The sequence below is a fragment of the Streptomyces sp. B93 genome (assembly GCF_018070565.1).
Classification (GTDB): domain Bacteria; phylum Actinomycetota; class Actinomycetes; order Streptomycetales; family Streptomycetaceae; genus Streptomyces.
Genome location: NZ_JAGPXL010000021.1, coordinates 34,948 through 51,010, shown reverse-complemented (window position 1 = coordinate 51,010; position 16,063 = coordinate 34,948). Strand labels below are relative to the sequence as shown.

Here is a 16,063-nt window from a genome sequence, read left to right as displayed (position 1 = left end):
CCGTCCCGGGCACCTTAGGTAAAGTAAACAAAGTCGCTTTAGGTAAACTAAGTAAAAGTCCACGTTCGCAACACGGCTGTCAGAGATAGAACAGGTGCGCCGGGAAGTCTGGTCGGCATGCGCTCAATCCTGCCCACCGACCGGAGGTCACTCTTGCCTGCGCCCAGCACCACCGACTCCCGTAAGGCCCTCGGCCGTCTCTCCCTGCCCGAGCGGACCTTCGTCGCCGACGCGCTGCGCGCCGAGACGGTCGGCGGTGTGCTGCTGCTCCTCGCCGCGATCGCCGCACTGGTCTGGGCCAACATCCCCGCACTGCACGACAGCTACGAGACGGTCAGCCACTTCCACATCGGCCCCGCCTCCCTGGGCCTGGACCTGTCCATCGCGCACTGGGCGGCCGACGGACTCCTCGCGATCTTCTTCTTCGTCGCCGGTATCGAGCTGAAGCGTGAACTGGTCGCCGGTGATCTGCGCGACCCCAAGGCGGCCGTCCTGCCGGTCGTGGCGGCCCTGTGCGGTATGGCCGTACCCGCGCTCGTCTACGTCCTGACCAACGTCGCCGGAGGCGGGGCGATGGACGGCTGGGCGGTGCCCACCGCCACCGACATCGCCTTCGCGCTCGCCGTGCTCGCGGTCATCGGCACCTCGCTGCCGAGCGCGCTGCGTGCCTTCCTGCTCACCCTGGCCGTCGTCGACGACCTCTTCGCGATCCTGATCATCGCGGTCTTCTTCACGGACAGCCTCAACTTCGCCGCGCTGGGCGGCGCCGTCGCCGGCCTCGCGGTCTTCTGGCTGCTGCTGCGCAAGGGCGTACGCGGCTGGTACGTCTATGTCCCGCTCGCGCTGGTGATCTGGGCGCTGATGTACAACAGCGGCGTGCACGCCACGATCGCCGGTGTCGCCATGGGCCTGATGCTGCGCTGCACCACCCGCAAGGGCGAGGCGCACTCCCCGGGCGAGCACATCGAGCACCTGGTGCGGCCGGTCTCGGCCGGACTCGCGGTCCCGCTGTTCGCCCTGTTCAGCGCCGGTGTCTCGGTGTCCGGCGGCGCGGTGCGGGAGGTCTTCGAGCGGCCCGAGACGCTCGGTGTCGTCCTCGGTCTCGTCGTCGGCAAGACGGTCGGCATCTTCGGCGGCACCTGGTTGACCGCCCGCTTCACCCGGGCCTCCCTCAGCGACGATCTGGCCTGGGCCGATGTCTTCGCCGTCGCCTCGCTCGCCGGTATCGGCTTCACCGTCTCCCTGCTCATCGGCGAGCTGGCGTTCGAGGGCGACGCCGTCATGACCGACGAGGTCAAGGCGGCCGTACTGATCGGCTCGCTGATATCGGCGCTGCTGGCCAGCGTCCTGCTGAAGATGCGCAACGCCAAGTACCGCAGGCTGTGCGACGCCGAGGAGCGCGACGAGGACCACGACGGCATCCCGGACATCTACGAGCAGGACAACCCGGCGTACCACCTGCGCATGGCGGAGATCTACGAGAAGAAGGCCGCCGAGCACCGCAGGATCGCCCGCGTCAAGGACGAGGAGCGACGCGCGCTTGCCGAAGTGTCGGCCGGGGCAGGCGAGGAGAGGGACCGTCCGGCATGATCTGACGAGACGGTACAAAAGACGGGACCGTACGCCGGTCAGGCACGGACGGAACCGCCCGCAGATGAGGGAGACACCGATGAGCGCACCCGACGGCAGCCCGGTCGGCGCCGAACGCAGCATCGGCCAGCTGTTCGCCTCGGCCACGGCCGAGTTGTCGGCGCTGGTGCACGACGAGATCGCACTGGCGAAGGCGCAGCTCCGGCAGGACGTGAAGCGCGGCGCGGCGAGCGGCGGCGCGTTCACCGTGGCCGGTGCCGTACTGGTGTTCTCGCTGCCGATGCTGAACTTCGCGCTGGCGTACGGCATCCGCACCTGGAGCGACTGGAACCTCGCCCTCTGCTTCCTGCTCTCCTTCGCGGCGAACGTCCTCATCGCCCTCGTCCTCGCCCTGATCGGCGTGGTGTTCGCCAAGAAGGCGAAGAAGAGCAAGGGCCCGCAGAAGGTGGCCGCGTCCATGAAGGAGTCGGCGAACGTGCTCCAGAAGGCCAAGCCGCACCCCCGCCCGGAGCGGCCCGAGCTGACCGAGCTGCCGAGGGAACGGGCCCCGGAGGTCATCGAGGCTGTGGCACGCTCGTCGTCATGACGGAACCCGCCACGCCTCCGGCACAACCCGCCTCGGTCGTACGGCTCGACCTCTCCGGCGGGCAGGAAGTGACCCACCGCGACGTGGCGGCCAACGGCGCCCGCTTCCACATCGCCGAGCTGGGCGACGGACCACTGGTGCTGCTGCTGCACGGCTTCCCGCAGTTCTGGTGGACCTGGCGGCACCAGATGACCGCGCTCGCCGACGCGGGCTTCCGGGCCGTCGCCATGGATCTGCGCGGCGTCGGCGGCAGCGACCGCACCCCGCGCGGCTACGACCCCGCCAACCTCGCCCTCGACATCACCGGTGTGATCCGCTCCCTCGGCGAGCCCGACGCCGCGCTGGTCGGCCACGACCTCGGCGGCTATCTCGCCTGGACGGCCGCCGCCATGCGTCCCAAGCTGGTACGCCGCCTCGCGGTCGCGTCCATGCCGCACCCCCGGCGCTGGCGCTCGGCGATGCTCTCCGACCTCAAGCAGACCACCGCGGGCTCCTACATCTGGGGGTTCCAGCGGCCGTGGATCCCGGAGCGGCAGCTCGTCGCGGACGACGGCGCGCTGGTCGCCCGGCTGATCCGGGACTGGTCCGGGCCGCGGCTGCCGGACGACGAGGCGGTGGAGGCGTACCGGCGGGCGATGTGCATCCCGTCGACGGCGCACTGCTCGATCGAGCCGTACCGCTGGATGGTCAGGTCCCTGGCCCGCCCCGACGGCATCCAGTTCAACCGGCGGATGAAGCGGCCCGTGCGGGTGCCGACGCTGCATCTGCACGGCTCGCTCGACCCCGTGATGCGCACCCGCAGCGCCGCCGGATCCGGGGAGTACGTCGAAGCGCCGTACCGCTGGCGGCTGTTCGACGGCCTCGGGCACTTCCCGCACGAGGAGGACCCGGTGGCCTTCTCCACCGAACTGGTCAACTGGCTCCAGGACCCCGAACCCGACCGCTAGCGCCCGGGGTTCGGCCGCCCTCGGTGACCGGTCCGACGCGCCCGGTGGCCGAGCCCGGAACGACTGTCCTACGAACTGCCAATTGCCCGGCGCATAGGCCAATTGAGGGCGCCTGAGGCGGTTATCGACCTTGGGCCAGGGGCACACGTCGGGGTATGGGCTGGACGCACGACTTCAGTGACGCAGCACGCAACCGCCGCTCGGGCCGCGCCCTGAGCACCCACCAGCGGGGCGGCAACCCCCAGCTGGCGGGCACCGATCCGAGGGTGGGCATCCCGCGCATTCTGCGCCGCCGCGCCCGCTGGGTCTCGGTACGGCTGCGCCACCCGCGCGGCTGACCCTCCCGCCCCCCTCACCCGCCTCGCCTCACAGGGCGCAGCTGTCGCTGTCCACCTGCTGGTTGGCGGTACGGCCCTCGACGATGTCCTCGCGGATCTCGTCGACCGTGAGCGCGTACCCCGTCTCGGCGTCGTCGAGGGACTTGGCGAAGACCACGCCGTAGACCTCACCCTCCGGGGTGAGCAGCGGGCCGCCGGAGTTGCCCTGGCGGACGGTCGCGTAGAGGGAGTACACATCGCGGCGCACGGTGCCGCGGTGGTAGATGTCCGGGCCGTTGGCCGTGATGCGGCCGCGCACCCGCGCGGAGCGCACGTCGTACGACCCGTTCTCCGGGAAGCCCGCGACGATCGCGCTGTCCCCGCTGGTCGCGTCCTCGGAGGTGAACCGGAGCGCGGGCGCGGACAGATCGGGCACGTCGAGTACGGCGATGTCGCGCTGCCAGTCGTAGAGCACCACGGTGGCGTCGTACCGTCGGCCCTCGCCGCCTATCTGGACGGTGGGTTCGTCGACGCCGCCGACGACATGGGCGTTGGTCATGACCCTTCGGTCGGCGAAGACGAAGCCGGTGCCCTCCAGGACCTTGCCGCAACTCGTCGCCGTACCCACGACCTTGACGATGGAGCGCTGGGCGCGGGTGGCCACCGGGCTGCCCGCGAGCGCCGGGTCGGGGGGCTGGACGTCGGTGATCGGCTCGTTCGAGAACGGGCTGAAGACCTGCGGGAAGCCGTTCTGCGCGAGGACCGAGGAGAAGTCCGCGAACCAGGTGTCCGCCTGCGCGGGCAGCGCTCTGGACACACCCAGCAGCACCTTGGAGTTGCGGACCTCCTTGCCCAGCGTCGGCAGCGTGGTGCCCGCCAGCGCCGAACCGATCAACCAGGCGACCAGCAGCATGGCGACGACGTTGACGAGCGCGCCGCCCGTCGCGTCCAGCGCGCGAGCCGGGGACCAGGTGATGTGGCGGCGCAGCTTGTTGCCGAGGTGGGTGGTGAGCGCCTGGCCGACCGAGGCGCAGACGATCACGACGACGACCGCGACGACGGCTGCCGTCGTGCCGACCTCGGCGTTGTCCGTCAGGGCGTCCCAGATGACGGGCAGGAGGTACACGGCGACGAGGCCGCCGCCCAGGAAGCCGATCACCGAGAGGATGCCGACGACGAAGCCCTGGCGGTAGCCGACGATCGCGAACCAGACGGCGGCGAGCAGCAACAGGATGTCCAGCACGTTCACCGCTTCACGCCCCGCCTCGTCACGTCGCAAGCCCCGGTCGCTTCGATCACTCGGGGCGCTTCGGCCGGTGTGACGCGTGGTGGCGATGGGACACGGCTTCCCCCGGGAGTACACAACACGGCGCCCACCCTGTCATGACCGCAGGTCGAGCGGGACCAGCCGGTCCTGGTCCCATGGCCGCGCCCAGCCCGCGTGGTGCAGCAGACGGTCGATCAGTCCGGCCGTGAAACCCCACACCAGGGCCGATTCGACCAGGAATGCCGGACCCTTGTGCCCCAGCGGGTGGATGGCCATCGCGCGGTTCGCCGGGTCAGTGAGATCCGCCACGGGGACGGTGAACACCCGCGCGGTCTCGTTCGGATCGACCACGCCGACCGGGCTCGGCTCCCGCCACCAGCCCAGCACCGGCGCCACCACGAAGCCGCTCACCGGGATGTACAGCTTCGGCAGCATGCCGAAGAGCTGTACGCCCGCCGGGTCCAGGCCGGTCTCCTCCTCCGACTCCCGAAGGGCGCACCGCAGCGGGCCCTCGGCCGCCGGGTCGCCGTCCTCCGGATCGAGGGCGCCGCCGGGGAAGGCGGGCTGGCCCGCGTGCGAGCGCAGCGAGCTGGCCCGCTCCATCAGCAGCAGCTCCGGGCCGCGCTCGCCCTCGCCGAAGAGGATCAGCACGGCGGACTGCCGCCCGGCGCCGTCCGCCGGTGGCAGGAACCGGCTCAGCTGGAGCGGCTCGACCGTCTCCACGGCGCGGACCACCGGGTCGAGCCATCCCGGCAGGCCCTCCTTGCTGAGCGTCACCGAACCGCCCCATGTGTTGCTCGCGCGCGTCATCGCCACCCCCGTTCTGACCGTTCCAACGCCTTGGCCCCGCGAGATCGTTCCAACGGGGGCCGATTCGGCGCGACCCGTCCAGCCGAGGGGACCGGCTGAAGGCCCGTCATCCGGCCCCCAGCGGAGGCGCCGGCCTGCCGCCCGCGTCCAGGTAGGCCTGCGGAGGGTTGAGCCGCTGGCCCGGCAGTCCGCCCTTCTCGTACTTCAGGAGCTTCTTCGCCTTCTCCGGGTCGGTCTCCCCCTCGCCGTACGCCGGGCAGAGCGGGGCGATGGGGCAGGCACCGCAGGCGGGCTTGCGGGCGTGGCAGATCCGGCGGCCGTGCCAGATGACGTGGTGCGAGAGGTCCGTCCAGTCGCTCTTGGGGAAGAGCGCGCCGACGGTCGCCTCGATCTTGTCGGGGTCGGTCTCGTCCGTCCACTGCCAGCGCCGCACCAGCCGCTGGAAGTGCGTGTCCACGGTGATGCCGGGCCGCCCGAAGGCGTTGCCGAGCACGACGAACGCGGTCTTGCGGCCCACGCCGGGCAGCTTCACGAGGTCTTCCAGCTTGCCGGGGACCTCACCGCCGAAGTCGGCAGCCAGGGCCTTCGACAGGCCTATGACCGACCTGGTCTTGGCGCGGAAGAACCCGGTGGGCCGAAGGATCTCCTCGACCTCCTCCGGGTTGGCGACGGCCAGGTCCTCCGGCGTCGGGTACTTGGCGAACAGCGCCGGGGTGGTCTGGTTGACGCGCAGGTCGGTGGTCTGGGCGGACAGCACCGTGGCGATCAGGAGCTGGAAGGAGTTCTCGAAGTCCAGCTCCGGGTGGGCGTACGGGTAGACCTCGGCGAGTTCGCGGTTGATACGGCGGGCCCGGCGGACCAGCGCCGTACGGGACTCGCCCTTGGGCGGGTGCGCGGCGACGGTACGGGCCGGGGCGGCGCCCTCGACGGCCGCGGTGGCCTTCTCCGGGGCGACGGCGACCTTCTTGGGCGGTGCGGCCTTCTTCGCGGCCGTCGTCTTCTTCGCGGCCGTCGTCTTCTTCGCCGCCGTGGTCTTCTTCGCGGCGGTGGTCTTCTTCGCCGCCGTCTTCTTCACCGAGGTCCGTTCAGTCCCCTTGGTCCCGCTCGCCCCCTTCTTCGCTTTCCTGCCGCCATCAGGGCCCTGTTCGCCCACAGCGGAATCGCGACGTACACCCATCCGCGCAGCCCCCTAGGCCTGTGCTCTCACCGGCGATTTGGACACCCGGCCAGCCTAAGGCCAGGCACCGACATCCGCCCCGGACCCTGTGGATCAGCCCCCAATTGGACCCCTGCCGCTTACCAGGCGAGACACGTGCGGCATCCTTGTGACAGATCACACTGTTTGGACCGTCCGGCAAAATGGGCACCACGGTCCCCTGGTACCAAGGGGGAGAAAGATCCCCTGAGCAGGTCGACAAGGAGAGAACTCGTGGACGACGTTCTGCGGCGTAATCCGCTCTTCGCGGCGCTCGACGACGAGCAGGCCGCGGAGCTGCGCGCCTCCATGAGTGAGGTGACCCTCGCGCGTGGCGACTCCCTGTTCCACGAGGGCGACCCGGGCGACCGGCTCTATGTGGTCACCGAGGGCAAGGTCAAGCTCCACCGCACGTCCCCCGACGGCCGCGAGAACATGCTGGCCGTCGTAGGCCCCGGTGAACTCATCGGTGAGCTGTCGCTCTTCGACCCGGGCCCGCGCACCGCGACCGCCACCGCGCTCACCGAGGTCAAGCTGCTGGGCCTCGGCCACGGCGACCTCCAGCCCTGGCTGAACGCCCGCCCCGAGGTGGCCACCGCGCTGCTGCGCGCCGTCGCCCGTCGACTGCGCAAGACCAACGACGCGATGTCCGACCTGGTCTTCTCCGATGTCCCCGGCCGGGTCGCGCGCGCCCTGCTGGACCTCTCCCGCCGCTTCGGCGTGCAGTCCGAGGAGGGCATCCACGTCGTCCACGACCTCACGCAGGAGGAGCTGGCCCAGCTGGTCGGCGCCTCGCGCGAGACGGTCAACAAGGCGCTCGCGGACTTCGCCCAGCGCGGCTGGCTGCGCCTGGAGGCGCGCGCCGTGATCCTGCTGGACGTGGAGCGGCTGGCCAAGCGGTCCCGCTGAACAGGGCAGGGACCGGTCCCGCTGAGCCAGATGGCACGCGCGGGCTCTACACGCGCGGGCTCTAGATGAGCCCGTGCTCCGTCAGGTAGTCCAGCTGCGCCCGCACGGACAGTTCCGCCGCGGGCCACAGGGAACGGTCCACGTCGGCGTACACATGCGCGACGACCTCGGCCGGGCTGCGGTAGCCGTCCTCCACCGCCGTCTCCACCTGGGCGAGGCGCGTGGCGCGGTGGGCGAGGTAGAACTCGACGGCGCCCTGGGCGTCCTCCAGCACGGGCCCGTGGCCCGGCAGTACGGTGTGCACTCCGTCGTCGACGGTGAGGGACCGCAGCCGGCGCAGGGAGTCCAGGTAGTCGCCCAGGCGGCCGTCGGGGTGCGCCACGACCGTCGTACCGCGCCCGAGGATCGTGTCGCCGGTCAGGACGGCCCGGTCGGCTGGCAGGTGGAAGCAGAGCGAGTCGGCCGTGTGTCCCGGCGTCGGGACGACCCTCAGCTCCAGGCCGCCCACCCTGATCACGTCCCCGGCCGCCAGGCCCTCGTCGCCGAGACGCAGCGCCGGGTCCAGCGCCCGTACCTTCGTGCCGGTCAGCTCGGCGAAGCGGGCGGCGCCCTCGGCGTGGTCGGGGTGGCCGTGGGTGAGCAGCGTCAGGGCGATGCGACGGCCCGCCGCCTCCGCCGTCCCGACGACGTTGCGCAGGTGCCCCTCGTCCAGCGGACCAGGGTCGACCACGACCGCGAGGCCGGAGTCCGGTTCCGCCAGGATCCAGGTGTTGGTGCCGTCCAGGGTCATCGCGGAGGCGTTGGGCGCGAGGACGTTGACGGCCCGCTCGGTCGCGGGGCCCGTGCGGACACCGCCCCGCGGCTGGCCGGGAAGAGTGCTTGCGTCCGTCATGCGGGGGCTCCACCGGTCGGGATGTGCTTGGTGAACTCGTCGTGGCCGGGCCAGGAGAGCACGATCTCGCCGTCCACCAGCCGTGCCTCGGCCAGCACCGGGGTCAGATCGCGCTCCGGCGCCGCGGCGAGGGCGTCGGCGGCCGTGGCGTACGGCTGGAGCTGGCGCAGGGTCGCGATGGTGGGCGGCATCATCAGCAGCTCACCCTTGTCGTACGACGCCGCTGCCGCCGCCGGTCGTATCCACACCGTGCGGTCCGCCTCCGTGGAGGCGTTGCGGGTGCGCTGGCCCTTGGGCAGGGCCGCCACGAAGAACCAGGTGTCATAGCGGCGCGACTCGAACTCCGGGGTGATCCAGCGGGCCCACGCGCCGAGCAGGTCGGAGCGCAGCACCAGGCCGCGGCGGTCCAGGAACTCGGCGAAGGACAGCTCCCGGGCGACCAGGGCCGCGCGGTCCGCCTCCCAGTCGGCGCCCGTGGTGTCGCCGGCCACGGCGTCGGGCGTCGGCCCGGCGAGCAGGACGCCCGCCTCCTCGTACGTCTCCCGTACCGCCGCGCAGACGATCGCCTGTGCCGCCGCCTCGTCGACGCCGAGCCGGTCGGCCCACCACGCGCGCGTGGGGCCCGCCCAGCGGACGTGACGGTCGTCGTCGCGCGGGTCGACTCCGCCGCCCGGGTAGGCGTACGCGCCCGCGGCGAAGGCCATCGAGGCGCGTCTGCGCAGCATGTGGACGACGGGACCGGTGTCACCGTCCTGGTCCTTCAGGAGCATGACGGTGGCCGCGCGCCTGGGAGTCACCGGGGTGAGGGTGCCGGCCGCCAGCGCGCGGATCCGGTCCGGCCACTCGGAGGGGTACCACTGACCGTTCGCCATGGCCGGAGGCTATCCCGTAGTGCGCGGATGTTCGAGAGGCGACGATCACCCGCCGGGGGACGGCGGCCCGTGAGGGGCTACGCCTCCGTGACCTCCACCAGGATCTCCACCTCGACCGGCGCGTCCAGCGGCAGCACCGCGACGCCGACCGCGCTGCGGGCGTGCACGCCCTTGTCGCCGAGGACCTCGGCGAGGAGTTCGCTGGCGCCGTTGAGGACGCCGGGCTGGCCGGTGAAGTCGGAGGCCGAGGCCACGAAGCCGACGACCTTCACCACGCGCGCGATCCGGTCCAGGTCACCGACGACGGACTTCACGGCCGCCAGCGCGTTCAGGGCACAGGTGCGGGCCAGCTCCTTGGCCTCGTCGGCCGTGACCTCCGCGCCCACCTTGCCGGTGACCGGCAGCTTGCCGTCCACCATCGGCAGCTGTCCCGCCGTGTAGACGTGCGAGCCGGACTGCACGGCCGGCTGGTAGGCGGCCAGCGGCGGCACCACGTCCGGCAGCGTCAGGCCCAGCTCGGCCAGGCGCGACTCGACCGCGCTCATGCCTGCTTCTCCCGCTTCAGGTAGGCCACCAGCTGCTCCGGGTTGTTCGGGCCGGGCACGACCTGGACGAGTTCCCAGCCGTCCTCGCCCCAGGTGTCCAGGATCTGCTTCGTGGCGTGGACGAGCAGCGGCACGGTTGCGTATTCCCACTTGGTCATGGGGCCGACTGTATCCGCTGCCGGGCGGTGGCTCCGCAGCCGACCAGCACCCCCGCGGTCGGGTGGGGCCCGCCGTGCGCGGAGTTGTCCACAGCCTCCGGAGTAGTGCGGGCGGTAACTGGTTACGCTCGAAGACGTGAGCAGGCTCCAGGTCGTCAGCGGCAAGGGCGGGACCGGTAAGACCACGGTCGCCGCCGCCCTCGCGCTGGCCCTCGCCACGGAGGGGAAGCGGACGCTCCTCGTCGAGGTCGAGGGCCGGCAAGGCATCGCACAGCTCTTCGAGACGGAGGCGTTGCCGTACGAGGAACGGAAGATCGCGGTGGCTCCCGGCGGCGGGGAGGTGTACGCCCTCGCCATCGACCCCGAACTGGCCCTTCTGGACTACCTCCAGATGTTCTACAAGCTGGGGGGCGCCGGACGGGCCCTGAAGAAGCTCGGCGCGATCGACTTCGCCACCACCATCGCGCCCGGCGTGCGCGACGTACTCCTGACCGGCAAGGCGTGCGAGGCGGTCCGCCGCAAGGACCGGAACGGCCGCTTCGTCTACGACTACGTCGTCATGGACGCGCCCCCGACCGGCCGCGTCACCCGCTTCCTGAACGTCAACGACGAGGTGGCGGGGCTCGCGAAGATCGGCCCGATACACAATCAGGCGCAGGCCGTGATGCGGGTGCTGAAGTCGCGCGAGACGGAGGTGCACCTGGTGACGCTGCTGGAGGAGATGCCCGTCCAGGAGACCGCCGACGGCATCGCCGAACTGCGTGCGGCGCGGCTGCCGGTGGGCCGGGTCATCGTGAACATGGTGCGTCCCGACGTACTGGACGGGGACGAGCTGGAGCTGCTGCGGATGGTCCCGCGGGCGGCCGTGGCCCGGTCGCTGTCGGCCGCCGGGCTGGGCGGGGCGCGCCGCGGACAGCACGCCGAGCGGCTCGTGGACCCGCTGCTGACCCAGGCCGAGGAGTACGCCGAGCGGTACGCGCTGGAGCACGAGCAGCGCGCCGTCCTCGGCGACCTCGGCCTGCCGCTGCACGAGCTGCCGCTGCTCACCGAGGGCATCGACCTGGCGGGTCTGTACGAACTGGCCACCGAGCTGCGGAAGCAGGGGATGTCATGAGCCCGGACCCGGCCGAGCACCACCACCCGCACCCTGAGCGCCACCCCCACCACCTCTCCCCCATGCGCACCCTCGACGTCGATCCGCTGCTGGACGACCCGGCCACCCGCATCGTGGTCTGCTGCGGCGCGGGCGGCGTCGGCAAGACGACCACGGCGGCGGCGCTGGGGCTGCGGGCCGCCGAGCGGGGCCGCAAGGTCGTCGTCCTCACGATCGACCCGGCCCGCAGGCTCGCCCAGTCCATGGGCATCGACTCGCTGGACAACACCCCGCGCCGGGTGAAGGGCGTGGAGGGCGACGGCGAGCTGCACGCGATGATGCTCGACATGAAGCGCACCTTCGACGAGATCGTCGAGGCGCACGCGGACCCCGAGCGGGCGGCCGCGATCCTCTCCAACCCCTTCTACCAGTCGCTCTCCGCTGGCTTCGCGGGCACGCAGGAGTACATGGCGATGGAGAAGCTGGGGCAGCTGCGGGCGACGGACGAGTGGGACCTGATCGTCGTCGACACGCCGCCGTCCCGGTCGGCGCTGGACTTCCTCGACGCGCCCAAGCGGCTCGGCTCGTTCCTCGACGGCAAGCTGATCCGTGTACTGCTGGCCCCGGCGAAGGTCGGCGGCCGCGCGGGCATGAAGTTCCTGAACGTCGGGATGTCGATGATGACCGGCGCGCTGGGCAAGGTGCTGGGCGGCCAGCTGCTGAAGGACGTACAGACGTTCGTGGCGGCGATGGACTCGATGTTCGGCGGCTTCCGCACCCGGGCGGACGCGACGTACAAGCTGCTTCAGGCCCCCGGGACGGCCTTCCTGGTCGTCGCGGCGCCGGAGCGGGACGCGCTGCGCGAGGCGGCGTACTTCGTGGAGCGGCTGGCCGCGGAGGACATGCCGCTGGCGGGGCTGGTGCTCAACCGGGTGCACGGCAGCGGCGCCGCCCAGTTGTCGGCCGAGCGGGCGGTCGCCGCGGCGGAGGAACTGGACCTCGACGATTCCGGTGCCGAATCCGACGGCGGTTCCGACATCGGTCCGGACGCCGGTTCCGCCGCTGGGCCAGAAGCCGGTTCCGCCGCTGGTCCGGACTCGGGCCCCGACGCCGGTCCCGACGCCGAGGAAAATCTTGCGGAGTCCCGCATTGTGGATCAGGTGGACGGGAAAGCTGGACTTCGTAACTCACCCGACACGTACGACAGTTCAGACCCCGGCGCCGACAGCGCAGGCCCCGGCTCCGGCAGTTCAGGTCCCGACGGAGGCTCCCCCGCCGCCCCGGACACGACTGCCGCGGACCTGGAGCGGTCCGTCGACCAGCTCACCGCGGGCCTGCTGAGGCTGCACGCCGAGCGGATGCGGCTGCTCTCCCGCGAGCAGCGCACGCGTGACCGCTTCACCGCGCTCCACCCCGAGGTGGCGGTGGCCGAAGTGGCCGCGCTGCCCGGCGATGTGCATGACCTCGCGGGGCTGCGGGACATCGGGGACCGGCTCGCGGCCAACCGGCCGGAGCTGCCCGAGGTTTCCGAGACGGGTGCCTGACAGGACCCGTCCGACTGTGGCTGTCCCCTCGTCCGGGCCCGACTGCCTGAGCCCTGACGGGGACAACAAGAACCAGGAGGTACGTGAGGTGAGCCCGACCGGCGTCTGAGCCGCGCCCCGGGCCCTCAGCTCACCGCCGCATAGTTCTCGTACACCTCATCACTGTCGAGGGGCACCAGGCCGGCCCCTCGCTCGTACTCCAGACGCGCGGTCTCCAGGAGTCTGCGCCAGGAGGTCACCGTGGGCCGCCGTCGCAGCAGTGCGCGGCGTTCCCGCTCGGTCATGCCTCCCCACACGCCGAACTCGACGCGGTTGTCGAGCGCGTCGGCCAGGCACTCCGTCCGCACCGGACACCCGGTGCAGACCGCCTTGGCCCTGTTCTGCGCTGCTCCCTGAACAAACAGTTCATCCGGATCGGTAGTGCGGCAGGCCGCCTGCGCACTCCAGTCGGTTACCCAGCCCATACCGGCGCCGTCCTCTCCCGAATCGAGGCTCCCCCACGGCGGCAGCGGCATATTCACCGCCGCCAGTTGAGGACGTTACGGAAGGTGGGCACAGCGCAACACCCCCTTCGGGCCCAATCTTGAATGGCCCGAACGGACTATGGGTAAGCGGCAGATCACCCGCGGGAGTGAGCTGGCGACATGCGCGACAATCCCGGCGAAGCGGGACGTTTCTGTTGAGTCACAACGGACGCCAAGTGACACACAAGGCCGATTCGGACACGCACTCACCACGCACCCGACACGCCCGTGCCGCCCTGGATGCCAGGACGAGAACGATTCGAGAACGAACGAAGAAAGTCGCGGAGATCCGGAACGATCCCGAGTCACCGGACGTATTGATACGTGACCGCACTGCTGTGACAGTTGAGAGCAGCTTAGGCCAAGGCCTGTGTGCGTGTCCGGCGAATGGGAACCTAGAGGGTTCACTTTGCCGTGCCGTGACAGTTGAGGGGGCGTGCCAAGAGGGACCGCTCCCTCGGATCGCTCATCTCTACGGATTAGGCTGCCCTCATGCCAAAGAAGCGCTCGGGCGGTGGTCTGTCGCCAACGCAGCAGGCCGCGAAGTTCCTCGGTGTCAGTGTGCTCGCGGGAGCCCTCATGGCGGGCATCGCGTTGCCCGCCGTAGGGGCGCTCGGTCTCGCGGCGAAGGGTTCGGTCGAGAGCTTCGACGAGCTGCCGGCCAACATGAAGACCCCACCGCTGAGCCAGCGCACCACGATCCTCGACGCCAACGGCGGCCAGATCGCCACCGTCTACTCGCGCGACCGTACGGTGGTCGACCTCAAGGACATCTCGCCGTACATGCAGAAGGCGATCGTCGCCATCGAGGACTCCCGCTTCTACGAGCACGGCGCGATCGACCTGAAGGGCGTCCTGCGCGCCCTCAACAAGAACGCACAGAGCGGCGGCGTGGCCGAAGGCGCCTCCACCCTCACCCAGCAGTACGTGAAGAACGTCTTCGTGGAGGAGGCGGGCGACGACCCCACGAAGGTCGCCCAGGCCACCCAGCAGACCGTCGGCCGCAAGATCGTCGAGCTGAAGTACGCGATCCAGGTCGAGGAGGAGCTGGGCAAGAAGAAGATCCTCGAGAACTACCTGAACATCACCTTCTTCGGTCAGCAGGCCTACGGCGTCGAGGCGGCCTCCCGCCGCTACTTCTCCAAGTCGGCCAAGGACCTCAACGTCCAGGAAGCGGCCCTGCTGGCGGGCATCGTCCAGTCGCCCAGCCGGTACGACCCGGTCAACGACGAGGCCGAGGCCACCAAGCGCCGCAACGTCGTCCTGGAGCGCATGGCCCAGGTGGGCGACATCTCCCGCGCGGAGGCCGACAAGGCGAAGAAGGCACCGCTCGGCCTGAAGGTCAGCCAGCCGAAGAACGGCTGCATCACGGCCGTCAAGGGCGCGGGCTTCTTCTGCGACTACGTGCGTGAGGTGTTCCTGAACGACCCGGTCTTCGGCAAGACCCGCGAGGACCGGGCCAAGATCTGGAACCAGGGCGGCCTGACGATCCGTACGACGCTCGACCCGCAGTCGCAGCAGGCGGTCCAGGACTCGCTCAGCGACCACGTCAAGAAGAACGACTCCGTGGCCGCGGCCGCCACCCTGGTCGAGCCGGGCACCGGCAAGATCCTCGGCATGGGCCAGTCGAAGCCGTACGGCTACGGCAAGAACGAGACCGAGATCAACTACTCGGTCGACCACGGCATGGGCGGCTCGAACTTCGGCTTCCCGACCGGTTCGACGTTCAAGCCGTTCGTCGCGGCGGCCGCGCTGGAGCAGGGCAAGCCGCCGACGCAGCAGTACTCGTCGCCGTACGAGATGCCGTACCCCGACCCGGTCCAGACCTGCGACGGCAAGCCCTGGATCAACCAGAACGGGGAGAGCGTCCCGAACGAGGACGAGTCCGAGGTCGGCCCCTACCCGCTGAAGGAGGCGATGGCCCTCTCGGTCAACACCTACTTCGTGCAGATGGTCGCCGACATCGGCCTGTGCCCCGTGATGAACATGCTCGACGGGCTGCACGTCGTGCAGGGCAACGGCGACAAGCTGCCCGAGGTCCCGGCCATCTCCCTCGGCTCCAAGGGCATCTCCCCGCTGACGATGGCGACCGCCTACGCCGCGTTCGCGTCCCGCGGGATGTACTGCACGCCCGTCGCCATCGAGTCGATCACGCAGAAGCTCGGCGACAAGCAGAAGTCCCTCGCCGTACCCAAGTCGACCTGCTCGCGCGCCATGTCGGAGAAGACCGCCGACACCATCAACACCCTGCTGCGCGGTGTCGTCGACTCCGGCACCGGCCAGGAGGCCGGTCTGACCGACCGGGACAGCGCGGGCAAGACCGGTACGACGGACGAGCGCAGGAACGCCTGGTTCGTCGGGTACACCCCGAACCTCTCGGGCGCCGTCTGGGTCGGCAGCGCCACCCAGGAGGTCAAGATGGTCAACATCACCATCGGCGGCGTCTGGCACGAGAAGGTCTACGGCGGCCGGGTGCCCGGTCCCATCTGGCGCGACGCCATGGCCGGTGCCCTGACCGGCAAGGACGCCGGGTCCTTCAACCTCGTCGACATCCCGGATCCCGAGAAGAAGGAGAAGGACCGCGACGACGACGGGGACGAGGACAACGACAACGGCAACGGCGACGAGAACGGCAACGGCAACGCCGTCCAGGGCCTCATCGGCGGCCTGACCGACGGCGGCACGGACACCGGCGGCACCGTCAGCCCCGACCCGAGCTTCTCCATCCCCGAGGGCTGGATCGAGGGCGCGGACGGCGGCGGCAACAACGGGAACGGCAACGGGGGGAACTGGCCGTAGACCGGGGGTCGTGGG

The 16,063-nt window shown here is 70.7% G+C and carries 16 protein-coding genes; 8 read left to right on the top strand and 8 right to left on the bottom strand.

Translation table 11 applies throughout. From position 1 onward, the window contains the following. The first annotated feature begins 153 nt into the window (after positions 1 to 153). The 4 genes from nhaA to KBY47_RS21010 all read left to right on the top strand — a co-directional run bounded on the left by nhaA (position 154) and on the right by KBY47_RS21010 (position 3,461). On the top strand, positions 154 to 1,590 hold the full coding sequence (nhaA, locus tag KBY47_RS21025) for a Na+/H+ antiporter NhaA (protein ID WP_247695000.1): 1,437 nt from the start codon (positions 154 to 156) through the stop codon (positions 1,588 to 1,590). 79 nt (positions 1,591 to 1,669) lie between these two features. Continuing rightward, the gene (locus KBY47_RS21020) at positions 1,670 to 2,176 is read left to right on the top strand and encodes a phage holin family protein (protein ID WP_210922890.1); all 507 of its coding nucleotides are present in this window, start codon (positions 1,670 to 1,672) and stop codon (positions 2,174 to 2,176) included. Then, positions 2,173 to 3,123, top strand: a complete 951-nt coding sequence (locus KBY47_RS21015; protein ID WP_210922888.1) for an alpha/beta fold hydrolase — start codon at positions 2,173 to 2,175, stop codon at positions 3,121 to 3,123. Before KBY47_RS21020 ends, KBY47_RS21015 begins: the two co-directional genes overlap by 4 nt. A 155-nt stretch (positions 3,124 to 3,278) precedes the next feature. Beyond that, positions 3,279 to 3,461, top strand: coding sequence for a hypothetical protein (locus tag KBY47_RS21010; protein WP_210922886.1), 183 nt, complete (start codon positions 3,279 to 3,281; stop codon positions 3,459 to 3,461). 28 nt (positions 3,462 to 3,489) lie between these two features. On the opposite strand, the gene KBY47_RS21005 is transcribed toward KBY47_RS21010, so the two are convergent. The 3 genes from KBY47_RS21005 to nth form a co-directional block, all read right to left on the bottom strand. Next, positions 3,490 to 4,689: a MarP family serine protease gene (locus KBY47_RS21005; protein WP_210923018.1), complete on the bottom strand. Its 1,200-nt coding sequence runs from the start codon at positions 4,687 to 4,689 to the stop codon at positions 3,490 to 3,492. Positions 4,690 to 4,821: 132 nt separating this feature from the next. Next, entirely contained in the window at positions 4,822 to 5,517 is a 696-nt protein-coding gene (locus tag KBY47_RS21000) for a CoA pyrophosphatase (protein WP_210922879.1), read from the bottom strand. A gap of 106 nt (positions 5,518 to 5,623) precedes the next feature. Then, positions 5,624 to 6,694: an endonuclease III gene (gene nth / locus KBY47_RS20995; protein WP_210922877.1), complete on the bottom strand. Its 1,071-nt coding sequence runs from the start codon at positions 6,692 to 6,694 to the stop codon at positions 5,624 to 5,626. A 252-nt stretch (positions 6,695 to 6,946) separates the two neighbouring features. Between nth and KBY47_RS20990 the strand changes: the two genes are divergently transcribed. Further along, entirely contained in the window at positions 6,947 to 7,621 is a 675-nt protein-coding gene (locus KBY47_RS20990) for a Crp/Fnr family transcriptional regulator (protein WP_010031945.1), read from the top strand. 61 nt (positions 7,622 to 7,682) lie between these two features. Here KBY47_RS20990 and KBY47_RS20985 read toward each other — a convergent pair whose 3' ends face one another. The 4 genes from KBY47_RS20985 to KBY47_RS20970 form a co-directional block, all read right to left on the bottom strand. Next, on the bottom strand, positions 7,683 to 8,513 hold the full coding sequence (locus tag KBY47_RS20985; protein WP_210922875.1) for an MBL fold metallo-hydrolase: 831 nt from the start codon (positions 8,511 to 8,513) through the stop codon (positions 7,683 to 7,685). Then, the gene (locus KBY47_RS20980; RefSeq protein WP_210922873.1) at positions 8,510 to 9,385 is read right to left on the bottom strand and encodes an NUDIX hydrolase; all 876 of its coding nucleotides are present in this window, start codon (positions 9,383 to 9,385) and stop codon (positions 8,510 to 8,512) included. Before KBY47_RS20980 ends, KBY47_RS20985 begins: the two co-directional genes overlap by 4 nt. A gap of 77 nt (positions 9,386 to 9,462) precedes the next feature. Next, positions 9,463 to 9,930, bottom strand: a complete 468-nt coding sequence (locus tag KBY47_RS20975; protein ID WP_210922871.1) for a RidA family protein — start codon at positions 9,928 to 9,930, stop codon at positions 9,463 to 9,465. Continuing rightward, the gene (locus tag KBY47_RS20970) at positions 9,927 to 10,088 is read right to left on the bottom strand and encodes a DUF4177 domain-containing protein (protein ID WP_003975360.1); all 162 of its coding nucleotides are present in this window, start codon (positions 10,086 to 10,088) and stop codon (positions 9,927 to 9,929) included. Before KBY47_RS20970 ends, KBY47_RS20975 begins: the two co-directional genes overlap by 4 nt. Before the next feature lie 136 nt (positions 10,089 to 10,224). Here KBY47_RS20970 and KBY47_RS20965 point away from each other — a divergent pair, with 136 nt between their 5' ends. Together KBY47_RS20965 and KBY47_RS20960 are read left to right on the top strand one after the other, a co-directional pair. Then, complete coding sequence (locus tag KBY47_RS20965; protein ID WP_210922869.1) at positions 10,225 to 11,202, top strand: ArsA-related P-loop ATPase; 978 nt, start codon at positions 10,225 to 10,227, stop codon at positions 11,200 to 11,202. Beyond that, the gene (locus tag KBY47_RS20960; protein ID WP_210922867.1) at positions 11,199 to 12,725 is read left to right on the top strand and encodes an ArsA family ATPase; all 1,527 of its coding nucleotides are present in this window, start codon (positions 11,199 to 11,201) and stop codon (positions 12,723 to 12,725) included. Before KBY47_RS20965 ends, KBY47_RS20960 begins: the two co-directional genes overlap by 4 nt. A gap of 125 nt (positions 12,726 to 12,850) precedes the next feature. Here KBY47_RS20960 and wblA read toward each other — a convergent pair whose 3' ends face one another. Beyond that, complete coding sequence (wblA, locus tag KBY47_RS20955) at positions 12,851 to 13,189, bottom strand: transcriptional regulator WblA (RefSeq protein ID WP_210923016.1); 339 nt, start codon at positions 13,187 to 13,189, stop codon at positions 12,851 to 12,853. Between the two features lie 552 nt (positions 13,190 to 13,741). Between wblA and KBY47_RS20950 the strand changes: the two genes are divergently transcribed. Beyond that, positions 13,742 to 16,048, top strand: a complete 2,307-nt coding sequence (locus tag KBY47_RS20950) for a transglycosylase domain-containing protein (RefSeq protein ID WP_210922866.1) — start codon at positions 13,742 to 13,744, stop codon at positions 16,046 to 16,048. The last annotated feature ends 15 nt before the right edge of the window (positions 16,049 to 16,063 follow it).

Excerpts from the sequence above, each read along its gene's own strand:
- KBY47_RS21020 (WP_210922890.1), top strand. The coding sequence starts at position 1,670 with ATGAGCGCACCCGACGGCAGCCCGGTCGGCGCCGAACGCAGCATCGGC.
- KBY47_RS21015 (WP_210922888.1), top strand. The coding sequence starts at position 2,173 with ATGACGGAACCCGCCACGCCTCCGGCACAACCCGCCTCGGTCGTACGG.
- KBY47_RS21010 (WP_210922886.1), top strand. The coding sequence starts at position 3,279 with ATGGGCTGGACGCACGACTTCAGTGACGCAGCACGCAACCGCCGCTCG.
- KBY47_RS21000 (WP_210922879.1), bottom strand. The coding sequence starts at position 5,517 with ATGACGCGCGCGAGCAACACATGGGGCGGTTCGGTGACGCTCAGCAAG.
- nth (WP_210922877.1), bottom strand. The coding sequence starts at position 6,694 with ATGGGTGTACGTCGCGATTCCGCTGTGGGCGAACAGGGCCCTGATGGC.
- KBY47_RS20985 (WP_210922875.1), bottom strand. The coding sequence starts at position 8,513 with ATGACGGACGCAAGCACTCTTCCCGGCCAGCCGCGGGGCGGTGTCCGC.
- KBY47_RS20980 (WP_210922873.1), bottom strand. The coding sequence starts at position 9,385 with ATGGCGAACGGTCAGTGGTACCCCTCCGAGTGGCCGGACCGGATCCGC.
- KBY47_RS20975 (WP_210922871.1), bottom strand. The coding sequence starts at position 9,930 with ATGAGCGCGGTCGAGTCGCGCCTGGCCGAGCTGGGCCTGACGCTGCCG.
- KBY47_RS20970 (WP_003975360.1), bottom strand. The coding sequence starts at position 10,088 with ATGACCAAGTGGGAATACGCAACCGTGCCGCTGCTCGTCCACGCCACG.
- KBY47_RS20960 (WP_210922867.1), top strand. The coding sequence starts at position 11,199 with ATGAGCCCGGACCCGGCCGAGCACCACCACCCGCACCCTGAGCGCCAC.
- wblA (WP_210923016.1), bottom strand. The coding sequence starts at position 13,189 with ATGGGCTGGGTAACCGACTGGAGTGCGCAGGCGGCCTGCCGCACTACC.
- KBY47_RS20950 (WP_210922866.1), top strand. The coding sequence starts at position 13,742 with ATGCCAAAGAAGCGCTCGGGCGGTGGTCTGTCGCCAACGCAGCAGGCC.